Origin of the sequence: Spiribacter salinus M19-40 (genome assembly GCF_000319575.2) — a bacterium.
Lineage (GTDB): Bacteria > Pseudomonadota > Gammaproteobacteria > Nitrococcales > Nitrococcaceae > Spiribacter > Spiribacter salinus.
Map to the genome: position 1 here is coordinate 1,338,299 of NC_021291.1, position 25,116 is coordinate 1,363,414.

Genomic DNA, 25,116 nt, shown 5'->3' on the forward strand with positions numbered 1-25,116 from the left:
GTCAATCCACTCCGTTGACAATGGGCGATTGCGCAGCCGGGAAGGCCTCGCGAAGCGTCAGGGCATCCACAACAAAAACACCGGCGCCGCCATGGGCCAATTCTACCCACGTCACCGGAAGCGCCGGAAATGCCGCTTCGAACACCTCAGCGCCATGACCGACCTCACAAACCAGCACACCCTGATCCGACAGGCGGCGCGCCGCCTGAGGCAGAAGACGACGCACAACCTCGAGGCCATCGTCGCCGGCCGCCAGCGCGGCCTGAGGCTCGTGACGGTATTCCGCGGGCAGATCCGCCATCGCCTGGCCATCCACATACGGCGGGTTGCTGACGATCAGGTCAAGCAAAGGCGACTCTGGGACGGCCTCCAACAAATCCGAATGCCGCACATCCACCTGCTGGCCGACGCCGTGACGGCGCGCGTTGTCGGCGGCGAGGGCCACCGCCGCTGGCGCATTATCAAGGGCGACGACATCCGCGCCTGGAAAGGCCATGGCAGCGGCGATCGCGATGCAGCCACTGCCAGTGCCGACATCGGCGATGCGCATGACCGCCTCAGCATCCACCCAGGGTTCAAACCGCGCCTCGATGAGCTCGGCAATGGGTGAGCGAGGTATCAGCACATCCTCATTCACCTTGAAGGCAAGCCCGCAGAACCAGGCCTCGCCAAGCAGGTAAGGCACAGGCAGTCGCTCAGCCCGGCGGCGGTCGATATGCTGTTGCAGCGTCGCCCGTTCCGCATCGGTGACCCGACAGGCGAGATAGGCTGCATGCAAATCCGGCGGCAAATGGAGGGTGCCGAGCACCAGGGCCGCGGCCTCATCGAGCGCGTTATCCGTGCCATGGCCGAAATGCAGGCCGTCCGCCTGAAACCGACTGGCCGCCCAGCGAATAAAATCGCCAATGGTGATCAGAGCATCGCTTTCGTGCGTTGTCATGCCCCGATTTTAGCAGCGACTGGCATAATACACCCATGAATTTGCGCACCGCCCTGCTTTTACCCTTGCTGGCCGCGCTGGTTGCCGGCGTCACGGCCGCTGTGGTCACACTCTGGTGGTCGGGTCAGAACGGCGATCGGCGTGCGTCCGTCGAAGTGGGAACGGTTTTACCCGAGGCCCGGCCCCTGCCGCCCGTCACGCTGACGGCCGATAACGGCGCCACCTGGACAACGGCTGACTTCGAGGGCAACTGGCAGTTCGTGTTCTTCGGGTTCACCCACTGCCCGGACGTGTGCCCGATGACGCTGGCCGATCTGGCGGGAACGCTGCAACGCCTGGAAGACACCGATACGCGCCCCCTGCCGGAGGTGGTCTTCGTCTCCGTGGATCCAGGGCGCGACACGCCCGACATCCTTGAGACCTATGTGGGGCACTTTCACGACGCGTTTGTCGGGGTCACTGGCGAGCGCGAGGCCATCGACACGCTCACGGCGTCTCTGGGCATCAGCTATACGCTTCACGAGCCAGACGCACAGGGGGATTACGCGGTGGACCACAGTGCAGCCATTCTGTTGATTGACCCACAAGGCGCCCTGCGAGCGGTCTGGAGCCCCCCGCACGGCCGGCGGGTTCTGGCCGACGAGTTTCGTGCCATCCGCGCCCGGTTTAGTGAGTCAGGCGGATGATTCGGGCACGCCTGTTTGCGGCTCTGATGACCGTACTGCCGCAACACGGCCTCTCTCGGCTTGTTCACCGGCTTGCCCGGTGGCGTTGGCGGCCATGGAAAAACGCCCTGATCCGCGGCTTCATCAAGGCCTATCACATCAATATGGGCGAGGCGGTGAGCACCGAGCCCGACAGCTACGCCAGCTTTAATGCCTTCTTCACCCGAGCGTTAGCGCCCGGTAAGCGGCCCATCAAAACGGATCTGGGGACCATCCTGAGCCCGGTCGACGGCGCGGTCAGCCAGTTCGGCACCATCGAATCCGGCCGCCTGATTCAAGCCAAGGGCCGACACTACACCCTCGATGCGCTGCTCGGGGGCGATCCGTCGCTCACGGCAGCGTTTACCGAGGGCCGCTTTGCAACGCTGTATCTGTCGCCACGGGATTACCACCGGGTTCACATGCCCTGCGCGGGAACGCTACAGCGCATGCTGCATGTCCCCGGTCGGCTTTTTGGTGTCTCCACCCCGCTGGTTGCGCAAGTCCCGCGGCTATATGCCCGCAACGAGCGGGTGATCAGCCTGTTCGAGACAGACGCCGGCCCCCTCGCTGTCATCTTGGTGGGGGCCATCGGTGTGGGCAGCATCGAAACCGTCTGGGCCGGTGAGGTCACACCACCTCGCGGACAACGCATTCGAAGCTGGGATATGCGCAACCAGGCAATCGAGCTGGCAGCGGGTGAGGAAATGGGGCGCTTCAACCTGGGCTCAAGCGTCATCCTGCTGTTGCCACCCGACGCCAACGTCACCTGGCACGAGACAATCGCCCTGGAAGCGCCCGTTCGTCTCGGCCAGCCCATGGCCGAGCTCGCTGACGCCGAGGCGGACTCAGGCGCGATTCCAGGGGAAAGCCATGACGGCCTCGAGTGACGCCGCCCCCTCACGCAGCATGATCAACCGATCCAGCCCGATGGCCACGCCGGCGCAGGCGGGCAGGCCTGCCTCCATCGCCGCCAGCAGCCGTTCATCCATCGCGGGGACCGGCCGCCCCTGGGCCTCCCTGGCCGCCTGATCGTCGGCGAACCGTGCCCGCAGCGCTGTGGCATCCGTGAGCTCAACAAAACCATTGGCGATCTCGACACCCGAACAGAACAATTCAAAGCGTTCGGCCACGCGTGGATCCGATGGATTCAGGCGCGCCAGCACGGCCTGGCTGGCCGGATAATCCGTCAGAAAACAGCGCGAGGGGAGGTTCGGCACCACGCAGGTGCTCAACAAAAGATCCAGGCTGCCCTCCCGATCCAGTTCGGGCGGCAGCGGCTCGGGCAACCAGTGGGCCGCGGCGGCCAGCACCTCATCATCGCGAGCGCTCAGCGGATCGGGCAGCCCCTGGTCCATGAACGCCTCGGCGTAGGAACGGGTCTCGACAGGGGCGGGACCGAGGACTCCGTCCACCAGATCCGCTATTTCCCCCCTCAGCGCTGGCCCGTCAAAGCCGGTTCGGTACCACTCCAGAATGGAGAACTCGGGGTTGTGCCAGCGCCCCTGTTCCCCGCCGCGAAAGGCCCGAGTGATTTGGTAGCAATCACCGAACCCGGCAGCCAGAAGCCGTTTCATTGCGTATTCGGGAGAAGTCTGGAGCCAGCGGCCGGTGGCCTGCTCGCGCAGGCTATCGATGTGCCGGTCAGTCACCCCCGAAGCCAACAACAAGGGGGTTTCCACCTCCCGAACACCGCGGTCTGTAAAGAACTGTCGGATGTCTGCGAGGGTGTCGGCCCGTCGATGCAGCACCGCAATCGGGGCGGCGGGCCGCCAATCGTCATTCACCGCGTGCGATCAGTCCTTGGCCCGGGAGACGTACTCACCGGTCCGGGTGTCCACTTTGAGCAGTTCGCCTTCCTGGATGAACAGCGGCACCTGCACCACGGCCCCTGTCTCAAGGGTCGCGGGCTTGCTGCCGCCGCTGCTGGTATCGCCTTTCAGGCCCGGATCAGTCTGCGTAACCGTTAGCGTGACATGGGGCGGTGGCTCGACCGACAACGGCTCACCGTTGTACAGCGTGACGTTGCAGATATCTTGCTCTTTCAGCCACTTGCCCGCATCGCCTACCACCTCGGGCGGCGCGGCATGCTGCTCAAAGCTCTCTGGCGCCATGAAGTGATAGAACTCGCCGTCGTGGTAGAGATACTGCATCTCGGTTTCCATAACGTCGGCGGCCTCGACGCTCTCGCCGGATTTGAAGGTCCGGTCGATGACCTTACCAGTCTTGAGGTTACGGACCTTCACCCGATTAAAGGCCTGGCCCTTACCCGGCTTGACGAATTCGTTCTCGACAATGCTGTAGGGTTCGCCGTCGAGCAGCAGTTTCAGTCCCGACTTGAACTGGTTGGTGGTATACGTCGCCATGGGTTCTCCGTTGGGCTCACCGCCGCGCCAGCGGCCATCAATGGCGCAGCATGCTAACGGAAAAGACGAAGGGATGACACATGAGCACACCGCAGTGGCAGCGGGAATGGCAGTCGAGCATCACCGACCCAGCCACGCTGATTGACACGCTGGGGCTTGATCCGGCCCTGCTCGAGCCAGCTCACCAGGCCGCCAGGCTATTCACTCTGCGCGTGCCCCAGGCCTATCTCGCCCGGATGCGACCCGGCGACCCTCATGACCCGCTACTTCGCCAGGTCCTCCCCCTGGGTACCGAGACCGAAGACACACCGGGATTTACGGATGATCCGGTAGGCGATGGCGCAAGCCTCCACGCGGGCGGCGTTATCCACAAGTACCACGGCCGGGCATTGCTGATTGCCACGGGGGCCTGCGCGATCAACTGCCGTTACTGTTTTCGCCGCCACTTCCCCTATGCCGAGGCCAACGCCAGCACCGGGCAATGGCGAGAGGCGCTGGCTTACCTGCGTGCCGACCCGAGCATTGAGGAAGTCATCCTGAGCGGCGGCGACCCACTGAGTCTCAATGACCGCCGGCTGTCGCAACTCGCTGAAGGCCTCGCTGCCATTCCGCACCTCCGGCGTCTGCGCATTCACTCCCGACTGCCGGTGGTGCTCCCCAACCGAGTCGATGAGGCACTCCTCGATTGGCTGACTGGGCATCACCTCCAGCCGGTTATGGTCATTCATGCCAATCACCCCAACGAGCTGGGCGAAGACGTGGCCGAGGCCATGCAACGGCTGGCCGACCGTGGCGTGCGGCTATTCAATCAGGCGGTCCTGCTCCGGGGTGTGAATGATCACGCGGACACGCTCGCCGGACTGAGTGAGCGGTTATTCACCATTGGCGTGCAACCTTACTACCTGCACCTGCTGGACCGGGTGGAGGGCGCCGCGCATTTCGAGGTGTACGAGACCGAGGCCACCACGCTGATGCGCCAGATCACGGCCCGGCTGCCGGGTTACCTCCTGCCCCGCCTCGTCAGGGAAGTGCCCGGCGAGCCCGCCAAGGTACCCATTCCGGTCTAGCGGCATTGGTGGCACGCCACCCCGGCAAGTGGTCCTCGCGCCGAGGGAGTGTCAGACTTGCCATCATGTGGCGGTTATCTGCTCTCATCATCAGCTTGTTGCCGACGGTGCTCCTGGCACAGACCGTGCGGCCGGAGGCCAGCAGCACCCCGATCAATGCCGCTGTCCATTATCTCGAGGACCCGACCGCTACCATGACGCTGGACGAGGTCCGGGCGGCCGACGCCAGCGGCGCCTTCGAGCCCCACCAAAGCGCCGATGCCGTCAATTTCGGGCTGTCGTCCTCGGCTTTCTGGCTTCGATTCACGCTGGCCGGCGAGGCCATGCAGCCGCAGCGCTACCTATTGGAAGTGGGTTTTTACGCGCTCACCGATGTCCGGCTCTTTCATCCGGATGGCCGGGTGATGGAGACCGGTCAGCATCAGCCAGCCTCGGCACGTCCATGGCCCCACCGCCACCTGGTCTTTCCAGTCAAACTGACCACCGCCAAGGAACAAACCTATTACCTGCGGGTTGCCTCGGTGGGATCGATCACCGCACCGCTGACACTCTGGCGCCCGGACGCTTTCGCCCAGCATGTGCAGATCAACTATCTCTGGGTGGCCACCTATTACGGTGCCGCACTTGCGCTTCTGGTCTACAACTTCTTACTGTATGTCTCGCTGCGGGATCGAAATTACCTGCTCTACTGCGGCTTCCTGTTTTTTACCGCGGCCAGCATGTTCGTCATGAATGGGTTCGGCGCCTACACGTTAGCACCGCTGAACTGGCCGCGGACCATCGGCACAAACACGTTTTTCTCTCTCGCCGGCGTGTTTGCGGTCTGCTTCCTGCGCGGTTTTCTGTCAACCCGCCAGGAAATGCCGCAGATGGATCGCGCCCTCCAGATCCTGGTCGGGGCGTTTATCTTTATCGCGGCGCTCCCCGTGGTGGAGACCCCGGTCCGCATTGGCGTCGGCCTCCTGAGTACACTGGGCGTCATCACCGGACCGCTGGTGATCGCGGTCACGCTCATCAGCTGGCGGCAGGGGAATCAGAGCGCCCGATTCCTGCTTGCCGCCTGGGCGGTCATGCTGGTTGCCGTCAGCATCCAGACGGCGCGCAATTTTGATCTGATTCCCACCAACGCCCTCACCCTCAACCTGCTCCAGATTGGCTCCCTGCTGGACATGCTGCTGCTCTCGTTCGCCCTGGCTGACCGCATTCAGGCCGAGCGTCGGGCCCGGGAGCATGCACAGGCGACGGCGCTGGAAGCCCAGGCGCAGCTTGTCTCAGGGCTGAAAGATTCGGAAAGAGAACTCGAGCAGAAAGTGCAAGAGCGGACCGAGGCCCTGGAATCAGCGCTGGCCCGCGAACGGGACACCCTGAATCGGTACATCGAATTCGGAGCCCTGATTGCCCATGAATTCCGCAACCCGCTGGCCATCATCTCCAATCAGACCCAACTGGCAGAACTCGAGCAGGCACGCTCATCGAAACCGTCCGCGGCGCGTCTACGGACCATCGGACGCGCTGCCGAACGGCTTCAGCACCTGTTTGATCAGTGGTTGAAGAGCGACCGGCTTAAAGACAACATCGACGCGCTGAATCCCCAACCGATAAACCTCGCGGAATGGCTGCCGATCATGCTCGACAGCGGCGATCTTCGGGTGACCCATGACGTCAAGCTGCTCCGAGCCGACAGGCTGACGGTGTTGGCCGACGAGGCCCTGCTCGGCACCGCCCTGCATAACCTGGTCGACAACGCCGCCAAATATTCACCGGCCAACCAGGCCATTGAGGTCGAGACGCGCACGACAGCGGAATGGATCGGCATTGCCGTCACGGACCACGGCCCGGGCGTTCCCCCCGCAGAGCGGACCCGCATCTTCGAGAAGCATCACCGGGCGGCAGACAACCCCAGCCGCCGGGGGCTGGGACTGGGTCTGTACTTCGTCGCCGAGGTCATGAAGGCCCATGGGGGCCGTGTGACCCTGGATAGCGAGCCCGGCCGGGGCAGCACCTTCATCCTGTGGTTGCCCTGGCAATCCGTCGACACGGATCAGACTACCTGATCACCGAACCATTCCAGCGGCGCGGTGAACGCGTACCCCGTGGCCCGTACCGTCGAGATGGGGGCCTCGACCCCCAGTTGCTCAGCAATCTTGACCCGAAGGCGCCGCAGCATGACCTCCATACGCCGGATGTCGTAAGTGTCTGGATCAGCGCCCAGTCGGCGAATGATGGTGGCACGCTCGACAATCGAACCGGGCCGGATCGCCAGGCACTCCAGCAAAGCGAGCTCCGATGCCGTCAGCTTGACGTTTTTACCTGCGGGGGAACGAAGCACCCAGGCCAGCGAGTCGAGCTGCCACTGATCTCCTGGTTGCAGACGGTCCAGCAGATTTTTCACACTGATGCTCAACTCGACGAGATTAACCGGCTTCACGAAATACCCGTCAGCGCCGGCCACCCGGCCGGTAATTCGCTCCGACTCGCTACCCGCGGCGGTCTCGATGATGATGCCCTTGTCCCGGAGATCAGAACGTCGCTGGAGCCAGTCCAGGCCGGATTCGCCCGGCAGCCCGAGATCAAGGACGAGGACCATCGCGTCATGACGCTCGAACCAGGCCTCGGCCGCCTCCACCGATCCAACGCCCGCGGCTGAATACCCCATCTGCGAGAGAAAGCCGACCACCGCGTCGCGGATGTCGGCTTCATCCTCAATCACCAGTACATCGAGTGTTGTGCCCATACCGAGAGGCTAGCGCAACTCACGCGTTTGTGTGTGAAATGTTGGTATCTGTCAGAAAAAGTCCGTTGCCGCCGCTATCGCCGCCGTAAAGCCTCGATGCGTACCTCGATGGGTGGGTGGGACATGAAATAGCGCTTCAGCCCACCCCGGGCGATCCGCCCCGAGATGCCAAAGGCCTCCATCTGATCCGGCAGATCCTCGGCGGGCGGTGTGCCACCGAGGCGCTGGAGTGCCGCGATCATCTTCTCCCGCCCTGCCAGATCCGCCGCACCCGCATCCGCCCGGAATTCCCGCTGGCGGCTGAACCACATCACAATGACGGATGCCAACACAGCGAGCACGATTTCAGCCACGATCGTTACGACCCAGAAACCTACCCCGTGACCCCGCTCGTTTTTAAAGATCACTCGGTCGACGAAATGCCCGATCACACGGGCGAAGAAGATAACGAAGGTATTCACCACACCCTGGATCAACGCCAGCGTAATCATGTCGCCGTTTTGCACGTGCATGACCTCATGCGCCAGCACGGCCTCGGCCTCATCTCGTGTCATGGTCTGTAGCAGGCCGCTACTGACGGCCACCAGGGCGTTGTTTCGGCTCATGCCGGTTGCAAAGGCATTGACCTGGGGCGAGTCGTAAATGCCCACCTCGGGCATACCCACGCCCGCCTGACGCGCCTGGTGACGGACGGTATCGATCAGCCACTGCTCGCCTTCGTTCGCCGGCCGCTCGATGATCCGGACCCCCATGGCGCGCTTGGCCATCCACTTCGAGATCGCGAGCGACAGGAAACTCCCGCCCATGCCAAACACAGCGGCAAAGATGAGCAACGCGCGGTAGTCAAGCGCACCGCCGTCGGCCTCGAGCAGGCGATCAACACCGAGCAGACGCAACACCGTCCCCAGTACGATGATGATCGCAATGTTGGTGCCCAGAAAAAGCAGAATCCGTTTCATTGCACTACGCCTTTATCAGGGGCGACAGCCCGTCCACACGCTGAAACCCCCGGGGCAGCGCGCGGCCGCGTCGACCACGCTCGCCCACATAACCCTCGAACTCGTCGGCTTTGAGCGTCAAGGTCCGCTTCCCGGCCTGAACGACCAGCGGGTCATCGGCATCCAGCACACAGAGCCCCGCAACCCGCTCACTGCCATCCTTACGCCGCGCCGCCGGGATATCGATGAGCTTATTGCCCTTACCCCGGGCAAGCGCGGGTAGCTGCTCCAGGGGAAAGGCCAGCAGACGACCGGCACTGGTGGCGACAGCGACCTGGGCTACGCCCGGTGACAGCGTCACTGGCGCCAGCATGCGGCTGCCGGGTGACAGATTCAGGACGGCCTTGCCCGCCTTCTGGCGCCCGTGGAGCTGTCCCAGCTGGGTGATAAAGCCATACCCCATATCACTGGCCAGCAAGACACGATCATCTGGATCGCCGCACAGCACATGGATAAACCGGCCGCCATCCGGTGGCTGCAGCCGACCGGTCAACGGTTCGCCCTGGCCCCGGGCCGATGGCAGCGTATGCGCCGGCAGGGTGTAGCTGCGGCCATGATCATCCATGAACACGGCCAGCTGGTTGCTCCGACCTGGTGCTGCGTCGGCAAAACCATCTCCGGCGCGGTAGGACAGGCGCTCTGGGTCCACATCATGGCCCTTTGCCGCCCGGGCCCAGCCCTTGCGCGAAAGCACCAGGGTGACCGGCTCACTCGGGATCAGGTCACTCTCACTCAGCGCTCGGGCACTGCTGCGGGTCACGAGCGGCGAGCGCCGGTCATCCCCGTATTTCTCGGCATCGGCCTTCAGCTCTGACTGAATCAACCGGGTCATCCGCGTCTTCGAGCCCAGGGTTTTCTGCAGCTGATCACGTTCGGCGGCAAGCTCATCCTGCTCTGCGCGGATCTTCATCTCCTCAAGACGGGCCAGATGCCGCAGGCGCAGCTCGAGGATGGCCTCGGCCTGAGTCTCCGTCAGGGCGAACCGCTCGACGAGCGCCGGCTTGGGTTCGTCTGCCTCGCGAATAATCGCAATCACCTCATCGATATTCAGATAGGCGATCAGCAGGCCTTCAAGGATGTGCAGCCGCGCCTCGACTTTCTCCAGCCGCCACTCCAGACGGCGACGGAGCGTATCGCGGCGATAGGTCAACCACTCTGTGAGTAGCTCGCGCAGGTTCCGAACCCGGGGGCGACCATCGAGGCCAATCACGTTCAGATTCACGCGATAGGTTTTCTCCAGATCGGTTGTCGCGAAGAGATGCTGCATGACCTCTTCGGCATCCACCCGGTTGGAGCGCAAAGTAATGATCAGTCGGGTCGGATTTTCATGATCCGACTCATCGCGCAGGTCCTCGACCATGGGCAGTTTTTTGGCCTGCATCTGCGCGGCAATCTGCTCGAGCAGTCGGCTACCGGAGACCTGGAAGGGCAGCGCCGTCACGACCACGTCGCGGCCATCCTGACGCCAGCATGCCCGAAGCCGCAGCCCGCCATTGCCCGTCTCATAAAGCCGGCGGATATCCTCAATCGGCGTAATGACCTCGGCTTCCGTCGGGAAGTCCGGGCCCTGGATGTGCTCACACAGCGCCGCAATGTCGGCATCTGGCTCATCCAGCAAGTGAATGCAGGCGGACACGACCTCACGAAGGTTATGCGGCGGGATATCCGTGGCCATTCCCACAGCGATGCCCGTGCCGCCATTGAGCAGCACATTGGGTACCCGGGCGGGTAACGTCACCGGTTCGTCGAGACTGCCATCGAAGTTGGGCTGCCAGTCCACCGTCCCCTGGCCCAGCTCAGCGAGCAAAAGCTGGGCGTAGGGGGCAAGTCGCGCCTCGGTATAGCGCATGGCCGCAAACGACTTCGGGTCATCCGCCGAGCCCCAGTTACCCTGGCCATCCACCAGCGTGTAACGATAGGAGAAAGGCTGAGCCATAAGGACCATCGCCTCGTAGCAGGCCGAGTCTCCGTGCGGGTGATATTTGCCCAGCACATCCCCCACCGTGCGGGCCGATTTCTTGTGCTTGGATGCCGCAGATAACCCCAGCTCCGACATCGCATAGACGATGCGGCGTTGCACCGGCTTAAGCCCATCCCCCACATGGGGCAGCGCCCGATCAAGGATGACGTACATCGAATAATCGAGGTACGCCTTTTCCGTGAATTCGTGCAGCGGGCGCTGCTCGAAGTCCGGGGCCATTGCGTCGTTGGTGTCACTCATTACGTTATCTCTGCGCTCGCGTTCATTCAGACGAGGACCTCGGCCAAATCACCCTTGTCCTCAAGCCAGGCCCGCCGTTGTGACGCGGCGCGTTTGCCGAGCAGCATGGCCATGAGGCGCTCGGTCTCTTCCGGTGCATCCACCGTCAGCTGCACCAGGCGCCGGGTATCCGGGGCCATGGTGGTCTCGCGCAACTGCAGCGGATTCATCTCGCCCAGCCCCTTAAAGCGCGTTGTGGAAACCTTGCCCTTGCGCGACTCAGCGGCGATTCGATCAAGAATGCCCTGACGCTCCTGCTCGTCGAGGGCATACCAGGTCTCCTTGCCCACATCCACGCGATACAGCGGCGGCATCGCCATGAACACATGCCCGGCACGCACCAGCGCCGGGAAATGCTTCAGAAACAGGGCGCACAGCAACGTTGCGATATGCGCGCCATCCGGGTCGGCGTCGGCCAGAACGCAAACCTTGGCGTAGCGCAGGCCGGAGAGATCCTCGGAACCCGGCTCGATACCAAGCGCAACGGCAATATCATGCACCTCCTGTGAGGCCATGACCTCGCCAGGATCCACCTCCCAGGTGTTCAGGATCTTGCCCCGCAGGGGCATCACCGCCTGGAAGTCACGGTCGCGCGCTTGCTTCGCCGAGCCGCCAGCCGAGTCGCCCTCGACCAGAAACAGCTCGCTACGCGCTGGGTCCTGGGTGCTGCAGTCCGCCAATTTGCCGGGCAATGCCGGGCCCTGGGTCACGCGCTTGCGCGTCACCTTGCGCGCAGCCCGCATCCGCCGTTGTGCATTGGCCAGGACCAGTTCGACGAGCTTTTCCGCCTCGCTGGTGTGCTCGTTCAGCCACAGACTGAAGGCATCCTTGACGACACCCGAGACGAAGGTCGCACATTCGCGAGAGGACAACCGCTCTTTGGTCTGCCCGGAGAACTGCGGCTCCTCGAGTTTTACCGACAGCACGTAGGTGACGCGCTCCCACACATCCTCAGGGGCAATGCGCACGCCACGGGGCAGCAGATTACGAAACTCGCAGAACTCTCGCAGCGCCTCGGTCAGGCCGGTCCGCAAGCCATTCACGTGCGTCCCGCCCTGCAGCGTCGGGATCAGGTTGACGTAGCTCTCCTGCACACCCTCACCGGCCTCCGGCAACCACGTCACGGCCCATTCAACGGCCTCATGGGCGGCACTGAAATCGCCAGTAAAGGCCGGGTCGGGCACCCGCTCCAGCTCCACGAGCTCACTGGCAAGGTAATCCGCCAGGCCCTTTTCGTAGTGCCAAACCGTTGCCTCGCCGCTGGCCTCCTCGGTTAGCTGCACCCGCAGACCGGGGCAGAGCACCGCTTTAGCCCGTAGCACGTGGCGCAGACGCGGCAACGAAAACTTTACGGAATCGAAATAACGTGCATCGGGCCAAAAGTGCAGCCGGGTGCCGGTGTTGCGCTTGCCAACCTCACCCACCGGCGCCAGATCACGAACCTTTTCACCATCGGCAAAGGCCATCTCCCACTCGCGGCCGTCGCGACGAATCGTGACCTCTAACCGGGTGGACAGGGCATTCACCACCGAGACACCTACACCGTGGAGCCCGCCCGAGAACTGATAGCTCTCGCGCGAGAACTTCCCGCCGGCATGCAGGCGACTCAGGATGACCTCCACGCCTGGCGCTCCCTCGCCCACATGCAGATCGACTGGCATGCCGCGACCATCGTCGGTAACCGAGAGTGAGCCGTCGCGATGCAGAACCACGTCGATGGACTGGCAATGGCCGGCGATCGCCTCATCGACACTGTTGTCGACAACTTCCTGAGCCAGGTGATTGGGCCGGGTGGTGTCGGTGTACATGCCCGGGCGGCGGCGAACCGGGTCGAGGCCCGTCAGCACCTCGATCGCGGCAGAATCGTAGCGGTCGCTCATGGTCCGGGTTGTTACCTCCAGGGTCGATGCATCGCGATGAAGAATCGCGGCAGTGTACCGCGTGGCGACAGGACCGGCGAGTGCGCGATTGGGAGCGTCGCGGTAAACTCCCGCTCCATGAATGATTCAAAAGAGACCCCCGATTTCGAAGGCGCCCTCAAGACGCTGGAAGGCCTGGTGGAGCAGATGGAGCGCGGCGAGCTCAGCCTTGAGCAATCGCTGCAGTGTTTTGAGCAAGGCATCCGTCTGACCCGGGAGTGCCAGAAGGCCCTGGATGAGGCCGAGCAGCGCGTGGACATTCTGCTGGGCAAGGACGCCGACGCCGAACCCGAACCGTTTGGTGAGGCGGGTGATGAATCCGCTGACTGATGCGCTAACCGAAGGCCAGCAGCGCGTCGAGGCGGCACTCCAGCACGCGCTGCCCGATCCGGCCCTCACACCGGTCACCCTGCATGAGGCCATGCGCTATGCCGTGCTGGGTGGCGGGAAGCGGCTCCGTCCCTTTCTGGTGTACCAGGCCGGTGCGCTGTTTGGTGAAACGGGGAGCGCCCTTGATGCACCCGCCTGCGCCGTTGAACTGGTCCACGCCTACTCCCTCGTCCACGACGATCTACCGGCCATGGACGACGACGACCTGCGTCGGGGGCAGCCCACTTGTCATCGCGCGTATGACGAGGCAACTGCCATTCTGGTCGGTGATGCCCTGCAGGCCCTCGCATTCCGATTGATCGCGGGTGCGGAGGTGCCCGATATCGCAAGCCGTCTGGCCATGATCGAAACGCTCAGTCAGGCCATTGGCTCGCGGGGGATGGTGGGCGGCCAGGCGATGGATCTCGGTGCGGTCGGCGAGCGACTCGACGCCGCCGAGCTTGAAGACATGCATATCCACAAAACCGGCGCGCTCATTCTGGCCAGTCTTCGGCTCGGGAGTCTGTGCACCGGCCTCGGCGGTGCCGCGGCGCGGGAACAGCTAGACCGCTACGGCCGCTGTATCGGCCTGGCCTTTCAAGTGCAGGACGACATCCTCGATGTCAGCGGCGATCCCGCGACGCTTGGCAAGGTCAGTGGGGCGGACGCGCGCCGCGACAAACCGAGCTATCCCGGCTTACTCGGGCTTGCTGAGGCCAAGCGGTTTGCCATGGAACTACGCGACGAAGCCATCAGTGCCCTGGACGGATTTGGCGCGGAAGCGGACACCATGCGCGCCCTCGCGAACTATATCGTCGAGCGCGAGCACTAAACCCGGCGTTAGCTGCCCGCCTTCGCGGCGCGTTTACGTTCGTGCTCGAGCAGGTATTTCTTGCGCACCCGAATGGCCGCCGGGGTCACCTCAACAAGTTCATCATCGTCGATGAACTCGAGCGCCTGCTCCAGGGTGAGGCGCTGGGGTGGCGTGAGGACGATATTTTCGTCCGATCCAGCCGCGCGCACATTGGTCAGCTGCTTCGCCTTGAGTGGGTTGACCACCAGATCGTTATCCCGGCTGTGCAGGCCAATGACCATGCCCTCGTAGACCTCGTCACCATGGCCGATAAAGAGCTTGCCCCGATCCTGAAGATTGAACAGGGCGTAGGCGAGCGCCTTGCCGGCTGCCATGGCAATCATCACGCCATTATTACGCTGACCGTAATCACCGGCTTTTGTCGGGCCGTAATGATCGAAGACGTGATACATCAGCCCGGTCCCTGACGTAGCCGTCAAAAACTCGGTGCGAAAACCGATCAGCCCGCGAGCGGGGATCATGTAATCGAGCCGCACGCGGCCACGACCATCCGGCAGCATGTCGCTGAGCTCACCGCCCCGCTCGCCCAGTCGCTGCATGACCGCGCCCTGGTAGTCTTCCTCAACATCCACCGTGAGCTGCTCGTAGGGCTCTTCCAGGCGACCATCCACTTCCCGGGTGATCACCTCCGGCCGGGAGACGCCCAGCTCATAGCCTTCGCGGCGCATGTTCTCGATGAGAATACCGAGGTGCAACTCGCCACGACCGGATACCCGGAATTTCTCGGGGTCTTCCGTGTCTTCGACGCGCAGCGCCACGTTATGCTGCAGCTCTCGCATCAGACGATCCCGCAGCTGCCGGGAGGTCACGAATTTGCCCTCACGGCCGACAAATGGCGAGGTGTTGACCTGGAATGTCATGGACACCGTTGGCTCATCAACGGTCAGCGCCGGCAGCGGCTCAACGGCCGCCGGGTCACAGAGCGTGTCGGAGATATTGATGCCATCAATGCCGGTAAAGGCAATGATGTCGCCCGCGCTCGCCTCGGGCACCTCAACGCGCTCCAGCCCCATAAACCCCAACACCTGCAGCAGCCTGACCTGGCGCCGCTTGCCATCACGATCCACACAGACCAGGCTCTGGCCGCTCTTCACCTGGCCACGCTCGATGCGACCGATCCCGATCACACCGACGTAGCTGTTGTAATCAAGCGAAATCACCTGGGTTCGAAACGCGCCGTCGGCATCCACCTTGGGCGGCGGAACGGCGTCGCGAATCAACTCCAGCAGCGGTGTCATGTCGCCCGAGCGGACATCCGAATCCAGCCCGGCGTAGCCATTCAGCGCCGAGGCGTAGATGACGGGAAAGTCGAGCTGCTCGTCGCTCGCGCCGAGGTTATCGAACAAATCAAAGGTCTTGTCGACGACCCAATCCGGGCGCGCGCCGTCCCGGTCGACCTTGTTGACGACCACAATCGGCTTGAGCCCTTTGGACAGGGCTTTCTGGGTGACAAACCGCGTCTGCGGCATGGGCCCGTCGACCGCGTCCACCAATAACAGCACGGAGTCGACCATCGAGAGCACACGCTCAACTTCGCCACCGAAGTCAGCGTGGCCCGGCGTATCCACAATGTTGACGCGCAGGTCCTGCCACTCAATGGCGGTGTTCTTGGACAGGATCGTGATGCCGCGCTCACGCTCCAGATCGTTGGAGTCCATGACGCGCTCCTGCATCTCGCCGCGGGCGGCAAGCGTACCGGATTGCTGGAGGAGCTGGTCGACGAGGGTGGTCTTGCCATGATCGACGTGGGCGATAATGGCGATGTTGCGTAGATTCTCGATCACGGGTGCTGAGTGCTCTTGGCTGGAGAAGCCCGGTCGCCGGGCAAAACACCTATGATCCGCGACTCAAGACAGCTTGTCGAGTCAGCGCGCCAGCGCCCAGGCGGCCAGCACCAGCAAGGGGAAGATTTCCAGCCGCCCCAGCAGCATCAACAGGCTCATCAGCCCCGCCGTTGCCCACGGCATGTCAGGCCCGGCAATCCCGGTGGACAACCCCGAGTTGAACAACGCTGAGGCCGTGTCGAAGAACACATGCGCAAGCCGGGCTTCCTCCGGCAGGGTATGCAGCACCAGGAACACCCCAAGCAACCAGAGCAGCATAAAGATGCCGACAAGGCGCGCGGCGATTCGCCCCAGCCGGGCGAACTGACCGGGTGTCACCCGTTCGCCGTCATGCGGGAGGATGACCACCTCGTGGGGACTCGCGCGCAACTCGCGTAACTGCCCCAGCAGATCTCGCAGCAACACGTTGACCCGCAGCAGCTTAATCCCCCCGCTCGTGGATCCGGCCATGCCACCGGTGATCACGGCCACCAGCACCAGCAGCAGTGCGGCATCGCCCCAACTGGCCAGATCAACGCTGGTAAAACCGGCGGTGGTCAGGGCAGAAACCCAGAGAAACGCGGTCGACACACCCCCCCAGTCGCCCATGGCGAGCCAGCGCTCCAGCCACAGCAACACAAGCCCACCAACGGTAAGCCAGACCAGCAGCCGTAGCTCGTCGGTGCGCCAGACACTCGGCAGGGGGCGCCGCTCCACAATCAGCCGGTAGTGCACGAGAAAGCTCACCGCGCCTGCCAGCATCACGGGAATGTAAGCCAGCTGGACGGCCCCCGAGGCCTGCATGAGGCTGTCATCCGTTATTGAGAACCCGCCGGTGGCAATGGCGGTCATGCCGTGATTGATCGCGCGCCAGAGGGGCTCCCCGGCAAGCCAGAGCAGGCCGATGCCCGCGATGGTATAGCCCAGATAAATCACCCAGATGGCCCGCACGGTCGATTTGACCGTGGGCAGGATCTTCTCCTCCCGGGCCTCGGAGAAATACAGATTAAGCGCGCCCCGGTCAGCCGGTAACACGGCAATGAGCAGCAGGATGACGCCAATGCCTCCCACCCACTCACTGAACGAGCGCCACCACTGGATGTGCGCCGGCAGCTCCGAGGCCGTGGCCACCACGGTCAGACCCGTCGAGGTAAACCCCGACACGGACTCGAAAATCGCATAGACGGGGAACTGGAACACTGCGAGCGCCAGGGCCATCGCTGAGCCATCCGGGGCTAACCGCGCCGACGCAATAAAGGGCAAGGCACCCAGAAGCGCAATCAGCAGCCAACTGATCGCCGCGATCTGCATTGACTGATAGCGCTGGAACGCGCCCGCGTGCCGACCCATCCAGACCAGCCCCTGCCCACCGAACAAGGCGAGCCCCGCGGTCCAGCCGAGACCCACCAGGCCCCAGCGCTCGTCTGCCCACCAGGCCACGGGCATCGACAAAAGCGCCATGATGCCCGGGACATGCAGCAAAAACCCGGTACCGCGCAGGACCTCGCGCAAAGCCTAGCCTTCTCCCGTGGACTCGCGGAACAGGCGCCGCCGCCGGCCCCGTAACCGTTGCGTTGCAAAAAGCACGAGCCCGTCCCCAGCAGCCAGCGGCTCATCCGGCTTGAGCAGCTGCGTTTCACCCTCACGAACGCGAGCGATGATCTCCAACGTTTCATCGAGCACGCCATCAGCATGAATCTGCTCCGCGGTCCGCCCGGTCAGCGGGGAGGCCGCATCCACCTGCAGCTCGATGATCTGCTGGCCATCTCGCAGGGTGGTCACGTCGCTGGCTTCAGGCAGCAGCGTAATATCCAGCAAATGCTGCGCCACCAGCCGCTCGGGGTCGGCCAGCACCCGCACGCCGAGGCGTCGGAAGAGATTCACATGACCAGGCTGATTCACCGTGCTGGTCAGCGTGGCAACCCCCGCCTCCTGGCCCAGCAACATCGCCATGATATTCACCGAGTCATCGGTCGTGGTGGCGATCAGCGCCTCAGCATCGTCGAGCCGACTTTCCTCCGGGAAACGATCATCCCCAACGCCCATGGCCAGAACGCGCACGTCGTACTCACGGGCGGCGGCCTCGGCCAGGGTCTCATCCGGCTCGACCAGGACAACGTCATGTCCACCCGCCAGGGCGCGTTCAACGAGTCGGCTGCCCACCGGGCCGGCCCCCAGAATGATCAGGTTCATGCCTGTCTCCTCTTCCATGGCGGTGTGTTCGACGCCGTCTGCATCATACGCTCAGCGCCGGCTCCTGCATGGCAGCGGCCTGCTCGCGCAGGGCGAGCACGTGGTCCTCCCAGTAACGGTCGGTGTTAAACCACGTGAACGTGCTGGGAAAAGCCGGGTCATGCCAGCGCTGGGCCAACCAGGCGGCATAGCGCATCATCCGCAGCGTTCGCAGCGCCTCCAGCAAAACCAGTTCCCGCGGATCAAAGACATGAAAATCCTCATATCCAGCCAGCAAATCCCCCAGCTGGAGGGTGCGCTCGGTGCGATCGCCGGAGAGCAGCATCCACAAATCCTGAACGGCCGGACCCGTCAGACAGTCATCCAGATCCACCAGGTGGGGGCCCGCGTCTGTCCAGAGAATGTTGCCGGGATGAAAATCCCCATGCAGGCGAATCGGCGACCAACCACCGGCCCGATCAAAGGCGGCGTTGATATCCACCAGGAGGTCATCCGTCAGCGAGGCATAGGCACTCGCCAAATGCCCGGGGATCCAGCCCTCGCCCAGTAGGAAATCGCGGCTCCCCGTCCCCATCGACTGCGGGTCCATAGCCGGGCGATGCGCAAATGCCCGGGCATGACCGACGGCATGGGCTCGGCCCAGCAGCCGCCCCAGCCACTCACGGGTATCCGCATCATCAAGCGGGGGTGCATGGCCACCGCGGCGCGGGTAGACCGCGAAGTAAAATCCCGCATGCGTCCCCACCGTGTGTCCGTCAAACGCCAGCGGCGGGACCATGGGAATGTCATGCGCCGCCAGCTCTTCGGCAAACGCATGTTCTTCACTGAGCGCGTCTTTTGGCCAGCGCCCGGGCCGATAGACCTTCAGGATGACCGGATCTGCCTCCTCGACACCCAGTTGATAGACCCGATTTTCGTAGCTGTTCAATGCCAACAGGCGCCCATCCGGGTGCAGACCGGTGGACTCAAGCATGTCCAGCAGCAGACTCGGCCCCAGTTCGGAAAACGGATGGCTGGCGCTCACGCGGCGGTCTCCCAGCGCGGCCACACCGGTGTCAGATCCACCGGGGGCGGGCCAAACCCACCAATACGAATCCATGGAAAATCGGGATCATGGAAGTCCGACCCCATGGAGGCCTCCAGGCCAAAGCGACGGGCGAGTGCCGCGGCTGCAACGACATCGTCACGGCCGCCACCGCCATTGCTGACCTCGATCGCCCCGCCACCGGCCTCCACAAACGCTTTCACCGCCGCGCGCAGAGCACCCCGGCTGAGCCGGTAGCGCAACGGATGGGCGAAGACCGCGACGCCGCCCGCGCCGTGAATCCATTGCACCACCTGATCGATAGCGGCCCACTCCACCGGGGCATAACCCGGACGACCCCGCTGGAGATAGCGATCGAAGGCCTTCTGAATCGTCCGTGCATGCCCGGTTTCCATCAGGTCGCGGGCGAAGTGCGCCCGGCCCGGCACGCCCGCACCGACCAGGGCCTCCACCCGCGCAGCAATGCCCTCGACACCCGCTTGCTCCAGCCGCTCCGCGATCCGAGTCGCCCGACGATGGCGCTCCGCCTGCTGCTGCGCGACCCCAGCCATTAACCCCGCCTCGGTGGGATCGATGCCCAGGCCCACGATGTGCACCACGCCACGCGCCCAGCGGGCCGAGAGCTCAATCCCCGGTACAAAGGTCACATCGGCCTCGCGCGCTGCCGCGTCGGCGCGCGTTAGGCCATCGAGCGTGTCATGATCGGTGAGTGCCATCATGCGGACACCCGCGGCGGCCACCCGAGCGACCAGGTCCTCCGGCGTTAAACGGCCATCCGAAGCGGTACTATGCATGTGAAGATCGATGGGGCTGACGGACATGGCGAGCAATCTTGTGGCGCTGTGCCCCCCATCCTATAATGAACGGCTCGGCAGCCGCAGGCTGCCGTTTGTTTTTCGGAGGTCATTGCCATGTCAGCGGCCCTCATGCCCACCTACGCACGCCTGCCCGTCGCCTTCCAGCGCGGCCAGGGCGCGTGGCTGGAAGACACGACCGGTCGGCAGTATCTGGATGCCCTCACCGGTATTGCTGTCTGCGGCCTGGGCCACGGCCATCCGGCAGTGGCCGCCGCACTCGCCGACCAGGCCGCAACGCTGGTGCATACCTCCAACCTCTACGATATTCCGCATCAGAACGCCCTCGGCGAGCGACTGTGTGCGCTGTCCGGACTCGATCAGGTGTTTTTTGCCAATAGCGGGGCGGAAGCGGCAGAGGCCGCCATCAAGCTTGCCCGGCTTTATGGCCATCGCCGCGGCATCGAGCAGCCGGAGATCATCGTGGCCGAGAATGCCTTTCATGGACGAACACTCGGTGCGTTGGCGGCAACGGGCAATGCCAAGGCACAGACCGGCTTTGGGCCGCTGCCTGCCGGTTTCGTCCGTGTGCCGTACAACGACCCGGCCGCTGTCGAGGCCGCAGGCACGGAGCAGACCGCCGCCGTGTTCGTCGAGCCGATTCAGGGCGAAGGCGGCATTGTCGTACCTGATGACGACTACCTGGCGGCACTGCGGCGCATCTGCGATGACCGTGGCTGGCTGTTGATGCTCGACGAGGTGCAGTCCGGGGTCGCCCGAACCGGGCAGTGGTTCGCCCATGCCCACGCCGGCATTCGCCCCGACGTGGTCACGCTGGCCAAGGCCCTCGCCAATGGCGTACCCATCGGGGCGTGCATTGCCGGCGGTGCAGCCACCGGCGTGCTCGGCCCTGGCAGCCACGGCACCACGTTCGGCGGCAACCCCCTCGCCACCCGCGCCGCGCTGGCCGTCCTCGATGTCATTGAGGCGGACGGCCTGGCTGCACGGGCGGCCACCCTGGGCACACGAATACGCGAGGGATTTCGGGATAGGCTGGCGGGCGAGCCCGGCGTTCGCGAGATCCGGGGCCGTGGCCTGATGATCGGCATCGAACTGGCCCACCCGTGCCCTCAACTCGTGGCGCAGGCGCTGGCGGCCGGGCTACTCATCAACGTGACCGCCGGCCAGGTGGTTCGCCTGCTACCCCCCCTGATCATGAGCGATGCAGAAGCCGACCAGCTGGTTTCCACACTCGCCCCCATGATTCTGGCGGTGGCCCGTGAAACTGATAGCCCGGCTGTTGCCGGCGCCTGACCGCAACCCGGAGCATTCCCCATGGCAGCCCGTCATTTCCTGACCCTGGCCGATCTGGACTCAACTGAGCTGGAAGCCCTGCTCCGCCGGGCTGCGGAGCTCCGCGCCCTGCATCATGCCGGCTCGCTCCATGAACCCCTCCGGGGCCGAGTGCTCGGCATGATCTTCGAGAAATCGTCGACACGCACCCGGGTGGCATTCGAGGCCGGTATGGCCCAGCTAGGGGGCAGTGCGATCTTCCTGTCACCGCGTGACAGCCAACTCGGCCGCGGCGAGCCCATCGAAGACACCGCACGGGTCCTGTGCAGCATGGTCGATGCGGTGATGATCCGGACGTTTGCCCACGAGAACGTCGAGCGGTTCGCCAGCGCCTGCCGAGTGCCGGTAATCAACGGGCTGACCGACGACCATCATCCATGTCAGCTCCTGGCCGATCTGCAAACCTGGCAGGCGCATCGCGGCGCAATCACCGGACGCACCGTGGCCTGGATGGGGGATGGAAACAACATGTGTCGGTCGTGGATGCAGGCGGCTGAGCGCATGGGGTTTCAGCTCCACATTGGCTGTCCAGCCGACTACATACCGGCCGACCTCGACGCCTATCCGGCAACGCGGCATATCATCGACCCCGAAGAAGCCGTGAAGGGCGTCGATCTGGTCGTCACCGATGTCTGGGCGAGCATGGGAATGGAAGAGGAGCAGGCGACCCGTCTGGCCGCCTTCCGGCCCTACCAGGTCAATGAAGCCATCATGGCAGAGGCTGCAGACGATGCGCTTTTCATGCACTGCCTGCCAGCCCATCGAGGAGAAGAGGTCAGCGCCGCGGTCATCGACGGCCCACAGAGTGTGGTGTGGGAGGAAGCCGAGAACCGACTCCACGCCCAGAAAGCCCTGCTGGAGTGGTTAATCGCCGGCACCGCATGAGGGCGCTGGCCTAGTGCCGGTCGCCCGTCGCCTCTTCGGCCATTTGCTCGAAGCTGGTGTGGCGCACGTCCTTGCCCCGCACGAAGTAGATCACGTACTCGCAGATATTCCGGGAGCGGTCGCCAATCCGCTCCAGCGAACGGGTGGCCCAGACGATGTCCAGCACCGGGGGGACTGACTTCGGATTATCCTCGAGGTATTTCACCAGGTTGCGGATGATGGCGTCGTACTGCGCATCGGCCTTGATGTCCTCCTGGGCCACGCGCACCGCCTGCTCGGCATCCATGCGCGCGAAGGCATCCAGGGCACCACGCACCATGTTTTTCACCTGCTCGCCAAGCGCCCCAATCTCGCTCATGGGGCTGCGACGGCGATCCTCATCCAGCAGGTGCAGGGCCATCCGCCCGACCCGCTCCGCCTCGTCACCAATGCGCTCGAGGTCCGTAATGGCCTTGATGACAGCAACGACGAGGCGCAGGTCACTCGCGGCCGGCTGACGACGGGCGAGCACGTTCGTGCAGGCCTCATCCAGCTCGACCTCCATGGCATTGATGCGGTAGTCCGACGTGACCACCTGCTCACCCTTTTCCTGGTCACCAGAGACCAACGCCTCCAGCGCCGCCTCCAGCTGCTGCTCCACGAGCCCACCCATGGTCATGACCCGGGTGACGATCTGCTCGAGATCCTCGTTGTACTGCCGGGAGATGTGCTGGGAAAAACCTTTCTTGTCCATGTCGCGTACCGCTCCTGCGGGCTCAGCCGAATCGGCCGGTAATGTAGTCTTCGGTGCGCTGCTCGCGCGGATTGGTGAACAACGTATCCGTGTCGTTAAACTCCGCAATCTGGCCCATGTGGAAAAACGCCGTGTAGCCAGCGACGCGGGCGGCCTGCTGCAGATTATGGGTAACAATGACAATGGTGTAGTTGTCTTTGAGCTCGTGAATGAGCTCTTCGACCGTCGCCGTGGCGAGTGGATCGAGTGCCGAGGCCGGCTCGTCCATCAGGATCACCTCGGGGTTCACGGCGATGGCCCGAGCAATGCACAGGCGCTGCTGCTGCCCTCCGGAAAGCTCCGTGCCCGGTGTGTGCAGGCGGTCAGCCACCTCGTTCCAGAGGCCGGCACGCTTGAGCGATGATTCAACGAGGCCATCCAGCTCCGAGCGTGACGTGCCGGTGCCATGCAGGCGCGGTGCATAAGCGATGTTTTCGTAGATGCTCTTCGGGAACGGGTTTGGTTTCTGAAACACCATGCCGACGAAGGTACGTAGCTGCACCACATCAACGCTGGCGTCGTAGATATCCTCGTCATCCAGGGTGACATCACCCTGGATGCGGACCTGCGGAATCAAATCATTCATGCGGTTGAGGCAGCGCAGGAATGTCGACTTACCACAGCCAGACGGACCAATGAGCGCCGTCACCTCGCGAGCGTACATGTCCAGGCTAATGTCATGCAGGGCCTGGGTATCGCCATACCACAGGTTTAAATCGCGAGCGCGCATCTTCACCTCGGGCGCGTTGGCGCGCTCAGGCGTGGTGGCGTCGTTGTTCTCGGCCATGGTCTGCGTCTCCGCCGCCGTCACATTTTCGCTCTTAGTTTCCATGAAGTCCTCGCGAGTCGCTACCAGCGACGTTCAAACCGCCGCCGCAGGAATACGGCCGTTGCGTTGAGTGTAAGCAGAATGGCCAACAGCACCATGATGCCGGCACCCGTCTTCTCGACAAATGCCTTGCGGGGCTCACTCGCCCAGGTGAACACCTGCGCGGGCAGCACCGTGGCCGAATCGAAGATACTGGTTGGCGCATCCGGAATGTAAGCGATCATGCCCACGATAATCAGCGGCGCTGTCTCACCCATGGCCTGCGCCAGGCCGATGATGGTACCGGTCAGGATGCCGGGCAGCGAGAGTGGCAGCACATGATCCCGAACCACCTGCCAGCGCGAACAGCCCATCGCAAACGCCCCCAGGCGAATGGGGTCGGGCACGGCGCGCAACGCGGCTCGGGTGCTGATAATGATAATGGGCAAAGTCATCAGGCCCAGGGTCAATCCGCCGACCAGCGCCGACGATCGCGGCACCCCGAACGTATTGATGAACACCGCCAGGCCCAGGAGGCCGAAGATGATCGACGGCACCGCCGCCAGATTATTGATATTGACCTCGATGAGCTGCGTGAGCTTGTTGTCCGGCGCAAACTCCTCAAGATAGATCGCTGACATCACGCCAATGGGGAAGGCAAAAACCAGGGTGACGAACAGCACCAGGATCGACCCAACGGCGGCCGAGAAGATACCCGCCATCTCCGGGAGCTTCGAGTCACCCGACGTAAAGAATGCCCAGTTGAAGACATTGCGGATGCGATCTTCCTCCGCCAGCCGATCAACAATGGGTGCCAATTCTGGATCAAGCTCTTCGTTTCCTTTCAGGTACTGATCGACGCGGCTGTAGACCGGCACCCAGACCTCACGCGTGCTTCCCGCCAGCTCTGGGTTGTTGCGAATCTCCAGCGGAATGGACCGAACCGCGCCGCGGGAGACGACCTCCCGCAACTCTTCCTGAATTGCAAAGCGTCCGATTCGCTCGGCGCGCTCGTTATAATCCAGCGTGACCTGAATTTCGCTGCGCCAGAACGCGCTATAGCCCTGGGTAATGATGTCGGCAAAAAACGCCAGGATGATAGCGAACGCCACGAAGAGCGCTGTAATCGTATAGGCCTTGAATCGCGATTCGGTCCGGTAACGGGACCGGATACGCGGGTCGTTGGCTGATCCAGTGAGTCGTCTCTGCATC

Annotated in this window: 23 protein-coding genes; 8 read left to right on the top strand and 15 right to left on the bottom strand. The window is 63.6% G+C overall.

The annotated features are described in order from the left end of the window. Position 1: 1 nt before the first annotated feature. The gene (gene prmB / locus SPISAL_RS06595; protein ID WP_016353701.1) at positions 2 to 940 is read right to left on the bottom strand and encodes a 50S ribosomal protein L3 N(5)-glutamine methyltransferase; all 939 of its coding nucleotides are present in this window, start codon (positions 938 to 940) and stop codon (positions 2 to 4) included. Positions 941 to 975: 35 nt separating this feature from the next. Between prmB and SPISAL_RS06600 the strand changes: the two genes are divergently transcribed. Further along, positions 976 to 1,626, top strand: a complete 651-nt coding sequence (locus tag SPISAL_RS06600) for an SCO family protein (RefSeq protein WP_016353702.1) — start codon at positions 976 to 978, stop codon at positions 1,624 to 1,626. Continuing rightward, complete coding sequence (asd, locus tag SPISAL_RS06605; RefSeq protein WP_016353703.1) at positions 1,623 to 2,534, top strand: archaetidylserine decarboxylase; 912 nt, start codon at positions 1,623 to 1,625, stop codon at positions 2,532 to 2,534. Before SPISAL_RS06600 ends, asd begins: the two co-directional genes overlap by 4 nt. On the opposite strand, the gene epmA is transcribed toward asd, so the two are convergent. Beyond that, positions 2,493 to 3,431: an EF-P lysine aminoacylase EpmA gene (epmA, locus tag SPISAL_RS06610; protein ID WP_016353704.1), complete on the bottom strand. Its 939-nt coding sequence runs from the start codon at positions 3,429 to 3,431 to the stop codon at positions 2,493 to 2,495. The genes asd and epmA overlap by 42 nt on opposite strands. Before the next feature lie 9 nt (positions 3,432 to 3,440). Continuing rightward, on the bottom strand, positions 3,441 to 4,010 hold the full coding sequence (gene efp / locus SPISAL_RS06615) for an elongation factor P (RefSeq protein ID WP_016353705.1): 570 nt from the start codon (positions 4,008 to 4,010) through the stop codon (positions 3,441 to 3,443). 80 nt (positions 4,011 to 4,090) lie between these two features. Between efp and epmB the strand changes: the two genes are divergently transcribed. Both epmB and SPISAL_RS06625 read left to right on the top strand, forming a co-directional pair. Then, positions 4,091 to 5,077, top strand: a complete 987-nt coding sequence (epmB, locus tag SPISAL_RS06620; protein WP_016353706.1) for an EF-P beta-lysylation protein EpmB — start codon at positions 4,091 to 4,093, stop codon at positions 5,075 to 5,077. A 65-nt stretch (positions 5,078 to 5,142) separates the two neighbouring features. Then, entirely contained in the window at positions 5,143 to 7,131 is a 1,989-nt protein-coding gene (locus SPISAL_RS06625; protein ID WP_016353707.1) for a sensor histidine kinase, read from the top strand. Here SPISAL_RS06625 and SPISAL_RS06630 read toward each other — a convergent pair. The 4 genes from SPISAL_RS06630 to parE all read right to left on the bottom strand — a co-directional run bounded on the left by SPISAL_RS06630 (position 7,119) and on the right by parE (position 12,949). Beyond that, the gene (locus tag SPISAL_RS06630) at positions 7,119 to 7,811 is read right to left on the bottom strand and encodes a response regulator transcription factor (protein WP_016353708.1); all 693 of its coding nucleotides are present in this window, start codon (positions 7,809 to 7,811) and stop codon (positions 7,119 to 7,121) included. The genes SPISAL_RS06625 and SPISAL_RS06630 overlap by 13 nt on opposite strands. Positions 7,812 to 7,885: 74 nt before the next feature. Further along, a complete protein-coding gene (gene htpX / locus SPISAL_RS06635) occupies positions 7,886 to 8,770 on the bottom strand; it encodes a protease HtpX (protein ID WP_016353709.1) in 885 nt (294 codons plus the stop codon). Positions 8,771 to 8,774: 4 nt separating this feature from the next. After that, a complete protein-coding gene (parC, locus tag SPISAL_RS06640) occupies positions 8,775 to 11,030 on the bottom strand; it encodes a DNA topoisomerase IV subunit A (RefSeq protein WP_016353710.1) in 2,256 nt (751 codons plus the stop codon). A gap of 26 nt (positions 11,031 to 11,056) precedes the next feature. After that, a complete protein-coding gene (gene parE, locus SPISAL_RS06645; RefSeq protein WP_016353711.1) occupies positions 11,057 to 12,949 on the bottom strand; it encodes a DNA topoisomerase IV subunit B in 1,893 nt (630 codons plus the stop codon). A gap of 117 nt (positions 12,950 to 13,066) precedes the next feature. Between parE and SPISAL_RS06650 the strand changes: the two genes are divergently transcribed. Beyond that, positions 13,067 to 13,318 carry an exodeoxyribonuclease VII small subunit gene (locus SPISAL_RS06650; protein WP_016353712.1) on the top strand — a complete coding sequence of 84 codons (252 nt, stop codon included), beginning with the start codon at positions 13,067 to 13,069 and terminating at the stop codon, positions 13,316 to 13,318. After that, positions 13,302 to 14,189, top strand: coding sequence for a (2E,6E)-farnesyl diphosphate synthase (gene ispA, locus SPISAL_RS06655; RefSeq protein ID WP_016353713.1), 888 nt, complete (start codon positions 13,302 to 13,304; stop codon positions 14,187 to 14,189). The genes SPISAL_RS06650 and ispA overlap by 17 nt, the downstream gene beginning before the upstream one ends. Positions 14,190 to 14,197: 8 nt before the next feature. Here ispA and typA read toward each other — a convergent pair whose 3' ends face one another. The 5 genes from typA to SPISAL_RS06680 form a co-directional block, all read right to left on the bottom strand. Then, positions 14,198 to 16,015: a translational GTPase TypA gene (typA, locus tag SPISAL_RS06660; RefSeq protein WP_016353714.1), complete on the bottom strand. Its 1,818-nt coding sequence runs from the start codon at positions 16,013 to 16,015 to the stop codon at positions 14,198 to 14,200. Between the two features lie 81 nt (positions 16,016 to 16,096). Continuing rightward, positions 16,097 to 17,566: a TrkH family potassium uptake protein gene (locus tag SPISAL_RS06665; protein WP_016353715.1), complete on the bottom strand. Its 1,470-nt coding sequence runs from the start codon at positions 17,564 to 17,566 to the stop codon at positions 16,097 to 16,099. Between the two features lie 3 nt (positions 17,567 to 17,569). Continuing rightward, the gene (locus tag SPISAL_RS06670; protein WP_016353716.1) at positions 17,570 to 18,247 is read right to left on the bottom strand and encodes a potassium channel family protein; all 678 of its coding nucleotides are present in this window, start codon (positions 18,245 to 18,247) and stop codon (positions 17,570 to 17,572) included. A gap of 43 nt (positions 18,248 to 18,290) precedes the next feature. Next, on the bottom strand, positions 18,291 to 19,271 hold the full coding sequence (locus tag SPISAL_RS06675; RefSeq protein WP_016353717.1) for a serine/threonine protein kinase: 981 nt from the start codon (positions 19,269 to 19,271) through the stop codon (positions 18,291 to 18,293). Continuing rightward, positions 19,268 to 20,113, bottom strand: coding sequence for a PHP domain-containing protein (locus SPISAL_RS06680; RefSeq protein ID WP_016353718.1), 846 nt, complete (start codon positions 20,111 to 20,113; stop codon positions 19,268 to 19,270). Before SPISAL_RS06680 ends, SPISAL_RS06675 begins: the two co-directional genes overlap by 4 nt. A gap of 90 nt (positions 20,114 to 20,203) precedes the next feature. Between SPISAL_RS06680 and SPISAL_RS06685 the strand changes: the two genes are divergently transcribed. Next, complete coding sequence (locus tag SPISAL_RS06685; RefSeq protein WP_016353719.1) at positions 20,204 to 21,400, top strand: acetylornithine transaminase; 1,197 nt, start codon at positions 20,204 to 20,206, stop codon at positions 21,398 to 21,400. 21 nt (positions 21,401 to 21,421) lie between these two features. Then, positions 21,422 to 22,324, top strand: coding sequence for an ornithine carbamoyltransferase (gene argF, locus SPISAL_RS06690; RefSeq protein WP_016353720.1), 903 nt, complete (start codon positions 21,422 to 21,424; stop codon positions 22,322 to 22,324). A 10-nt stretch (positions 22,325 to 22,334) separates the two neighbouring features. Here argF and phoU read toward each other — a convergent pair whose 3' ends face one another. The 3 genes from phoU to pstA are packed head-to-tail and all read right to left on the bottom strand — an operon-like array spanning position 22,335 to position 25,115. After that, the gene (gene phoU / locus SPISAL_RS06695; RefSeq protein WP_016353721.1) at positions 22,335 to 23,057 is read right to left on the bottom strand and encodes a phosphate signaling complex protein PhoU; all 723 of its coding nucleotides are present in this window, start codon (positions 23,055 to 23,057) and stop codon (positions 22,335 to 22,337) included. Between the two features lie 22 nt (positions 23,058 to 23,079). Further along, positions 23,080 to 23,928: a phosphate ABC transporter ATP-binding protein PstB gene (gene pstB / locus SPISAL_RS06700; protein WP_016353722.1), complete on the bottom strand. Its 849-nt coding sequence runs from the start codon at positions 23,926 to 23,928 to the stop codon at positions 23,080 to 23,082. 17 nt (positions 23,929 to 23,945) lie between these two features. Next, a complete protein-coding gene (gene pstA, locus SPISAL_RS06705; protein WP_016353723.1) occupies positions 23,946 to 25,115 on the bottom strand; it encodes a phosphate ABC transporter permease PstA in 1,170 nt (389 codons plus the stop codon). Position 25,116: the final 1 nt, after the last annotated feature.